An 8521-nucleotide genomic window follows, 5' to 3' on the forward strand; every position below is an offset into this window, starting at 1 on the left:
TTTTCAGTCTGCGCGACAGTATCATCCGAGGAGATTATGCAAGCTATACCAGCAGCTTTATCGAGATTGCCGATCAACGCATCCGCGATGAAGTGGAAAGCAAGTTTGCCTCCGGATTGCTCTGGCCGGATCCTCTCTTGCAGCTGAATCCGGCGTTTGCGCCAGGTGGCTCCATTGATGAACTTGTTGAGCGTGGGCTGCTTCATCCGCTGTGCGCCAAAATTTTTCGTGCAGGCAAAACGGAGCAGAATCCTGCTGGTCATCTCATGCAGCTTTACCGGCATCAGACGGAGGCCATTGAGACTGCTGGAAGCGGGGCAAACTACGTTTTGACGACCGGAACAGGTTCAGGCAAGAGCCTGGCCTACATCATTCCCATCGTTGATGCGGTTCTCAGACAGGGCACAGGAAAGGGCATCAAAGCCATTATTGTGTACCCCATGAACGCGCTTGCCAATTCGCAGGAACTGGAGCTGAGCAAATTTCTGGAAACAGGCGGCCCGTTCCCCGTCACCTTCCGCAGATATACCGGACAGGAAGGAGAAGATGCGAGACAGGAAATCCTGGATAATCCGCCGGACATTCTCCTGACCAACTATGTCATGCTGGAACTCATTCTGACCCGGCCTTACGAGCGAAAACTGGTGCAGGCCGCTTCCCATTTGCAGTTTCTTGTCTTTGACGAACTTCATACCTATCGCGGCCGGCAGGGCGCGGACGTGGGGATGCTGATCCGCCGCCTGCGCGTTTCCCTTGGAACGAACGGGCATTCGTTCCAGTGCATCGGCACCTCGGCAACTCTGGCAGGGCCCGGCACGTTTGCGGAACAGCAGCAGGAAGTGGCGAGCATAGCCTCCAAGTTGTTCGGCAGTGAGATTCAGGCAAAAAACGTCATTGTGGAAACGCTTACCGCCGAAACGGAGAGAACTCAGCTTGATTTGCCCGAATTTCAACAGGCCCTGGCCACCTGTGTTTCCGAAGATACGCCGCTTCCGGATAGCTATGACGAATTTATCCGCAACCCGCTGGTTGTCTGGATTGAAAACAATGTGGGCATAGAAGAAGGAAAAGGCGAGACAAAGGGACGCCTTGTGCGCTGCCGCCCTCGGGCGCTGGGAGGAAAACAGGGGCTTGCCAGCGCGCTTTCCCAGGTAACCGGCGTCTCCGCTGAGCAATGCGAAGCGCGGCTTAAGCAGGCGCTTCTGGCGGGATGCAATATCCGAAAACCCCAATCCGGCAAGCCTGTATTTGCGTTCAAGCTCCACCAGTTCCTGAGCAAGGGAGATACGGTTTACGCCACTCTTGAACAGGAAGAAAAGCGTTTCATAACGCTTTTTGGACAAAAATTTGCGCCCGGACGGCGTGACAATGAAGAAGCCTTGCTCTATTCCCTGTACTTCTGCCGTGAATGCGGCAAGGAATATTACAGCGTCTGTCTGGTGGAGGACCAGGAGAAGCAGGCACGGTATGTTCTTCCGCACACTGCCGCAAAAACAGAACCTTCCGAAGAAATGGAAGAGGGAATAGTCGGGTATCTTTTTGTAAGCAGTGAAAATCCGTGGCCTGAAGACGCACAGGAACAGATGGACAGGCTGCCTGAAGACTGGCTGGAAGAAAAAAATGGCACGCTCCGCCTGCGGAAGAACAGACAGAAGTACCTCCCTGTTCTCTGCCATGTCCATGTGGATGGAAGGGTGGAGAGCAGCCCGGCGCCCGGCACCGTGCCCGCATGGTTTCTCCCCGCCCCCTTTGTGTTTTGCCCGGAGTGCGGCGTTTCTTACAACCCCCGTCTTGGCGAATTTACCAAGCTGGCCACGCTGGGGACAGAAGGACGCAGCACGGCGACCACCATACTGTCCATGTCCACGGTAAATCATTTGCGGAAAGAGCCTGATTTGGAAAAAATGGCTCAAAAATTCCTGTGTTTTTCCGACAACCGGCAGGATGCCTCCCTGCAATCGGGCCACTTCAATGATTTTGTGGAAATCGGTTTCCTGCGTTCGGCGCTGTTCAATGCGCTGGAAAAGGCCGGAGATACGGGACTCGGCTTTGCCGAATTGCCGCAGAAAGTCTTTGAGGCGATGGGTTTTGGCTATCCTGATGGAGTCTTTCCCCGCGAACGCTATGCCAGCAACCCCAATGGACGTTTTATCCAGGCCAAAAATACGGACAAGGCGTTCAGGGATGTTCTTGAATACCGCATATACAGCGATTTGCGGCGGGGCTGGCGCCTGGTGTCTCCCAATCTGGAGCAGTGCGGCCTGCTGCGTATAGAATACGTCTCTCTTGACGAACTTTGCGCCGCTGATGACCTGTGGGGGCAGCACGGCCTTCTGGCAGCCGCCTCCCCGCAGACCCGGAAGGAAATCGCCGTCTTCCTCCTTGATTTCATGCGCCGTCAATTGGCCATCAAGGCGGAATGCCTTGACCTGACCCATCAGGAAAACATGGGACGCAGCAGCAGGCAGCAGCTTGTCGAACCGTGGTGTCTGGAAGAAAAGGAAAAGCTGTATCACAGTGCTGTTCTTTTCCCCCGAGCAAGGCAGACCAGAGAAGAAGGCCCCGGGGAAGACGGCAGGGATGAGGGGGGAGATGTCTTTCTTTCCCCCCGCGGTCAGTTCGGCTTGTGGCTTCGCCGCAAGCTCTCCTCCACGGGAAATGCCGTACCGAAGGAGAAGATGGGGGAAGTCATAAAGGCGCTGGTTCAGACCCTGGCCCAGGCAGGCCTGCTCGCCGAGGCGGGAAGACCGAATGCTGCGGACACGGGATACCAGCTTGATGCTGCCGTCATGACCTGGAAAGCCGGGGATGGCACGGAAGCCATCCATGATCCTTTCCGTGTGCGGCACAGCGGTGCGCGCAAGGCCCGTCCGAATCCTTTCTTTGTGAAGATGTACAAAAGCGCGGTCGGGGAGAGGATGGAGCTTTTCGCCCGGGAACATACGGCGCAGGTTCCCGCACAGAAACGGGAAGAACGGGAAGAACGTTTCCGCTCCGCCGAATTGCCCGTGCTGTATTGCTCCCCTACCATGGAACTTGGCGTGGATATTGCCCAGCTCAATGCCGTAGGTATGCGCAACGTGCCGCCGACACCTGCCAACTATGCCCAGCGCAGCGGGCGGGCCGGGCGTTCCGGGCAGCCTGCCCTCATTATCACCTATTGTGCGCAGGGCAACGCGCACGACCAGCATTTTTTCCGCTTTCCCGAACAGATGGTTTCCGGCTCCGTATCAACGCCACGGCTGGATCTGGCCAATGAAGACCTGATCCGGGCGCACATTCATGCCTTGTGGCTGACGGCATCCGGCCTGGATTTGAAAAAATCTCTGGCCGATCTCCTCGATATATCCGGTACTGCACCCTCCCTGGCGCTGCTTGACAGCGTGAAGGAGCATCTGACAGGCGAAATGGGAAAACAGGCGAGATTGACAGCTTCCGTCCAGGCCCAGAAAATTCTGGCTGGCCTTGCTCCGGAACTGGCGACCTGCGGCTGGTATTCCTCATCATGGCTGGAAGAGACCATGAATGGTCTTGCCCGCAGCTTTGAGGAAGCCTGTGACCGCTGGCGCAGCTTGTACCGTGCGGCCATACGGCAGCGTGACGCACAGAATGAAATTGTCAATGACGCCATGCGTTCCCAAAGGGAACATGAAGAAGCGAAAAAAATGCGCTCCGAGGCGGAATCCCAGCTGGAACTGCTCCGGGAAAAAGGCTCTTCCCTTCAGGCAGACTTCTATTCCTATCGCTATTTCGCCTGTGAGGGCTTCCTGCCAGGGTACAATTTCCCGCGCCTGCCCCTTTCCGCCTTCATTCCCGAGCGAAGTGCAGGCAACAGGACCAGGCAGGGCCGGGATGAATACATTTCCCGTCCCCGTTTTCTGGCTATCTCGGAATTTGGGCCGGGCAGCATCATTTATCACGAAGGTTCCAGGTACGCCATCACCAGAGTGATCATGGACGTGCAGGCCGACGGGGAACTTGCCTCCTCCCGGGCAAAGCTCTGTGAGTGCTGCGGCTATCTGGAACAGGACATGGCTATGGACAAGTGCAGGATGTGCGGGGCAAGGCTTCCTCCTGCCCTGGGCAATCTGTTCCGTATGCGCAGCGTCTCCACCCGGCAAAGAGATCGCATCAATTCGGACGAAGAGGAGCGGATGCGCTTTGGCTATCAACTCTGCACGGCCTATCGCTTTGAGGAACACGGCGGCAATACGGGGTATCGTGCCGCAACGCTGTTCAGCAAGACGGACAATCCGCTCTTTGTCCTCAAGTATGGTCATGGCGCGACGCTCTGGCGTATCAATATGGGCTGGCAGAACAGGCCAAAAACCGAAGCCCCCGGCTTTTTGCTGGATAAAGCCAGGGGAAAATGGGTAAGGCAGGGCAAGGGGGTAGGCGAAGCCGACAGAGAACTGGAGGAGCCCGCAAGCGTCACAAGCATCGAACGGGTCATTCCCTATGTGGAAGACAGAAAGAACTGTCTGGTACTGGAGCCGCGTATCCCCCTTGAGCCATCACAGATGTATTCTCTGCAATACGCTCTGAAACAGGGTATTCAGCAGGTCTTTCAACTGGAAGATTTTGAGCTGTCCACAGAAACGATGCCTGCCGGGGGAGAACCGGCAACCATCCTGTTCATTGAATCCGCCGAAGGCGGGGCAGGCGTTTTGCGCCGCCTTGTGGATGATCCGCAGGTGCTGCAGACGGTGGCGCGTCAGGCGCTGCATATCTGCCATTTCAGTGATGGCGGCGTGGATCAGGGCAAGGCTCCCCATGCCGAGGAAGAGTGCATGGCGGCCTGTTACGATTGCCTCTTGAGCTACGGCAACCAGCGTATCCATAAGGAGCTTGATCGGCACTCCATACGCAGCGTGCTGCTGGAACTTGCGCAGTCCACAGTAAAGACCGCATCGGACGGCAGGAGTCAGCGCAGCCGGGCGGAGGCGCTTGAAGCTCTGAAAAAACGCTGTGAAAGCAATCTGGAACGGGAATGGCTGGATTTTCTGTACCAGCGCAGCCTGCGTCTGCCATCACACGCGCAGTACAGGATGGAAAATTGTCATACGGTCGTGGATTTCTACTATGAAACGCAGGCGACAGCCATTTATATTGACGGCCCCGTTCACGACTTCCCGGATCGTCAGGAGCGGGATGAAGCCCAGCAGGAATGTCTGGAAAACATGGGCATTGAAGTCGTGCGTTTTGCGGACCATGAACAATGGCAGCTTCAAATAGACAGGTATCCTGACCTGTTCGGGAAAAAGGCATGAGTTACGCAACAGGTTCGCTGGTCAGGGCGCGTGGACGTGATTGGGTGGTATTGCCGCCAACGTCGCGGGAGGATGACGGCTGGCTCCGCTTAAAGCCGCTCGGCGGGACAAATGAAGAAATCATAACCCTGTTGCCGAGTTTGGAACGGGAGGCTGTCCGTCCCGCTGTTTTTGATGTCCCCGATCCCGCGAAGTGCGGGGATGCCCGTTCCTGCGCCCTGCTGCGCGATGCCGTCCGCCTGGGCTTGCGGGCCACGACGGGTCCGTTCCGCTGCTTTGGGCATATAGCGGTCGATCCCCGGCCGTATCAGTTTGTCCCGCTGCTCATGGCCATGAAACAGCCCGTGGTGCGCCTGCTCATTGCCGATGACGTAGGCATTGGCAAAACGGTGGAAGCGCTGCTCATTGCCCGTGAACTGCTGGATCGCGGCGAGATACGCCGTATGTCCGTTCTTTGTCCCCCACAGCTTGCCGAGCAGTGGCAGCACGAACTGGAAGAGAAGTTCCACATTGAGGCGCAGCTCGTTCTGCCTTCCACCATTGCCAGACTGGAACGCGGCCTTGACGCGGCCACGTCCATTTTCGAGGCATGGCCGTTTACCATTGTTTCCCTCGATTACATCAAATCCGACCGGCACAGGCAGGAATTTTTGCGTGCCTGCCCTGAAATGGTGATTGTGGACGAAGCCCATGCCTGCGCTTCAGCCTCCGGCAACCGTTCCGGCAAGCAGCGCTACGAGCTTGTGCGCAAACTGGCCGAAGACAGCAGCCGGCACATGATTTTTGTCACCGCTACCCCGCACAGCGGCAAGGAAGATGTCTTTCGCTCCCTGCTGGCTTTCCTGAATCCGGATTTCAGCGGACTTCCCGACGATCTTTCCGGCAGGGAACATGAGGAAGACAGACGCAGACTGGCCGCACATTTTGTGCAGCGCCGCAGGGGAGATATACGCGCCTATATGGACAAGGCCACACCGTTTCCCCAGCGAAAGGCACAGGAGGTCACATGGCGGGCCACGCCAAAATGGAAGGAGCTTTTTGACAGCGTTCTTGCGCTTGCCCGATCTTCTGTGCGGCAGAAGGGGACGATCTGGCAGCAGCGTATCCAGTGGTGGTCAGCTCTGGCCCTGCTTCGTGCCGTGTCTTCCAGCCCTGCCGCTGCGGCGGCAACCCTGCGCACCCGTGCTCTGGGCAATGATCTGGAACACGAGGCGCAAGACACCGAACAGCTGGATGCTCTGGGAGCAAGGGCGCTTTTTGACCTGGACAGCGGAGAGGACAGCGCCATGTCTGATGAACTGCCCGGAGCCAATGATACGGAAGACAGCGAACAGGAGGTTCCGCACGTCGAAGCGCAAGCCGGCACCGCTGTTGACGCGGCCAGGGCCGAACGGCGCAGGACCTTTGCCCGGCTGGCCGACATGGCGGAACACCTTATGGGAGAAGAGGATTCCAAGCTCAAGCAGTGTATCCCCCATATAAAAAAGCTGGTGGACGATGGCTATTCCCCCATTGTCTTCTGCCGTTTTATCCCCACCGCTGAATATGTGGCGGAAGAACTGCGCAGGAAATTGCCGCGCTGCACCGTCGATGCCGTGACCGGCCTGCTGCCGCCGGAAGAGCGTGAACTGCGCGTTTCCCAATTGACGGAGAGCGAACGGCGTATTCTGGTATGCACGGACTGCCTGAGTGAAGGCATTAACCTGCAAAACCATTTCAATGCCGTTATCCATTACGATCTTTCCTGGAATCCCACTCGCCACGAGCAGCGGGAAGGCAGGGTGGACAGGTTTGGTCAGCCCTTGCCTGAAGTGCGCGTCATCACCTGGTACGGCACAGACAACCCCATGGACGGCATGGTGCTGGACGTGCTCTTGCGCAAGCACGAATCCATCCGCAAGTCCCTGGGCATTTCCGTGCCCATTCCGGAAGACAGCGAAAAGGTCATGCAAACGCTGGTTCAGGGCCTGCTTTTGCACAACCGGGTTCAGAGTCAGACCTCACTTTTGCTGCCGGGGATGGAAGACTACCTGATGCCGGAAAAGAAACGGCTGGCGGCGGAATGGGATGTGGTGGCCAGGGAGGAAGAAAAGCGATCCCGCACACTTTTTGCGCAGCAGGGCATAAAGGTGGAGGAGGTCGCCCTCTCCCTTGGCCAGGCTGAGGAAGCGGCGGGGGGAACGCAATCGGTTCAGGATTTTGTCTGTTCAGCGCTGTCCATGCTGGGAGCTGTCCACCACACAGCGCAAAAACACGGGCAGGACGTTCACAGCTTCAATATGGAGACTCTGGTTCAGCGCCGCAATGCGGGGCTGGATTTTCCCCCGCACCTGGAAGCCGTATTTCGCCAGCCATGCGGTGAGGGTCAAACCCTCCTTTCCCGCACCCATCCTCTGGTGGAGCGGCTGGCCTCATGGTTGGCCGAAACAGCCCTGGAAACTCCTGACGCCGGCGCCGCCGGTCTTGATCCGGCCTTTTCCCCTGTCGCCCGCTGCGGCGTCATGCGCACGAGCAGCGTGCAAACACGAAGCACCCTTGTTCTGTGCCGTTTCCGCTTCCAGATCGTCAGCACAGGCAGCATGGAACATGTCAGTCTGGCGGAAGAATGCGGCTTGCTGGCCTTTGCCAACGCGCCGGGCAAGGCGCAATGGCTGGATGAGGCCGCCGCCAGAAAGCTGCTCGCCGCGCAGCCGGATCAAAACGTGAGCAGCGGGCAGGCCAGACGCTGGCTTGACGAAGTTCATGATGCCTTGCCCGAACTCATGCCGCATATACGGCACTATGCGGAAGAACGCGGGCAGGCGCTTCTGGAAGCGCACCGGCGTGTGCGCGATGCCGCAAGAACCAGAGGTGTGCGGTATGCTGTACAAGCGCAGGGAGAGCCTGACATCCTTGGTTTCTTTGTCTATCTGCCCTGTCTGGGGGCATTTGCCGGATAAGAGCGCCATTCATCCCGACCTTCACCCCGTCTTTCCCGTGAAAGGAGTTCCGGGAACAGGAGAGAGCATGAAACCATCCGTTTGTTTGAAAGCACAGCGCGCTGAGGTGGAACGCATCCTGCGGAAATACCCGATGATTTCCAATGTGCGTGTTTTTGGTTCCGTATCCAGAAACGAGGACATGGAAGGCAGCGATCTTGATCTGTATGTGGATGCCGCTCCCGGCACAACCCTGTTCCACCTGGGTGGTCTGCGGGAAGAACTTGCCGAGCTGCTTGGCGTTTCCATCGACATTGTCACTTCCGGAACGAA

4 protein-coding genes are annotated in these 8521 nt (G+C 57.5%); 3 read left to right on the top strand and 1 reads right to left on the bottom strand.

Going from position 1 to position 8521, the window contains the following annotated elements; translation table 11 throughout:
- Window positions 1-263 (bottom strand): hypothetical protein (locus tag Q0Z94_RS10335; protein WP_298069442.1); only part of this gene is annotated, 263 nt, incomplete at its 3' end.
- A 3-nt stretch (window positions 264-266) separates the two neighbouring features.
- Between Q0Z94_RS10335 and Q0Z94_RS10340 the strand changes: the two genes are divergently transcribed.
- From Q0Z94_RS10340 to Q0Z94_RS10350, 3 genes are all read left to right on the top strand, one after another.
- Window positions 267-5270, top strand: coding sequence for a DEAD/DEAH box helicase (locus Q0Z94_RS10340; protein ID WP_298069444.1), 5004 nt, complete (start codon window positions 267-269; stop codon window positions 5268-5270).
- Window positions 5267-8209: a helicase-related protein gene (locus tag Q0Z94_RS10345; protein WP_298069446.1), complete on the top strand. Its 2943-nt coding sequence runs from the start codon at window positions 5267-5269 to the stop codon at window positions 8207-8209. The genes Q0Z94_RS10340 and Q0Z94_RS10345 overlap by 4 nt, the downstream gene beginning before the upstream one ends.
- A gap of 67 nt (window positions 8210-8276) precedes the next feature.
- Window positions 8277-8521, top strand: a 245-nt coding sequence (locus Q0Z94_RS10350; RefSeq protein WP_298069447.1) for a nucleotidyltransferase family protein, incomplete at its 3' end; no start/stop codon positions are given.

Origin of the sequence: uncultured Mailhella sp., from assembly GCF_947631555.1 — a bacterium.
Lineage (GTDB): Bacteria > Desulfobacterota > Desulfovibrionia > Desulfovibrionales > Desulfovibrionaceae > Mailhella.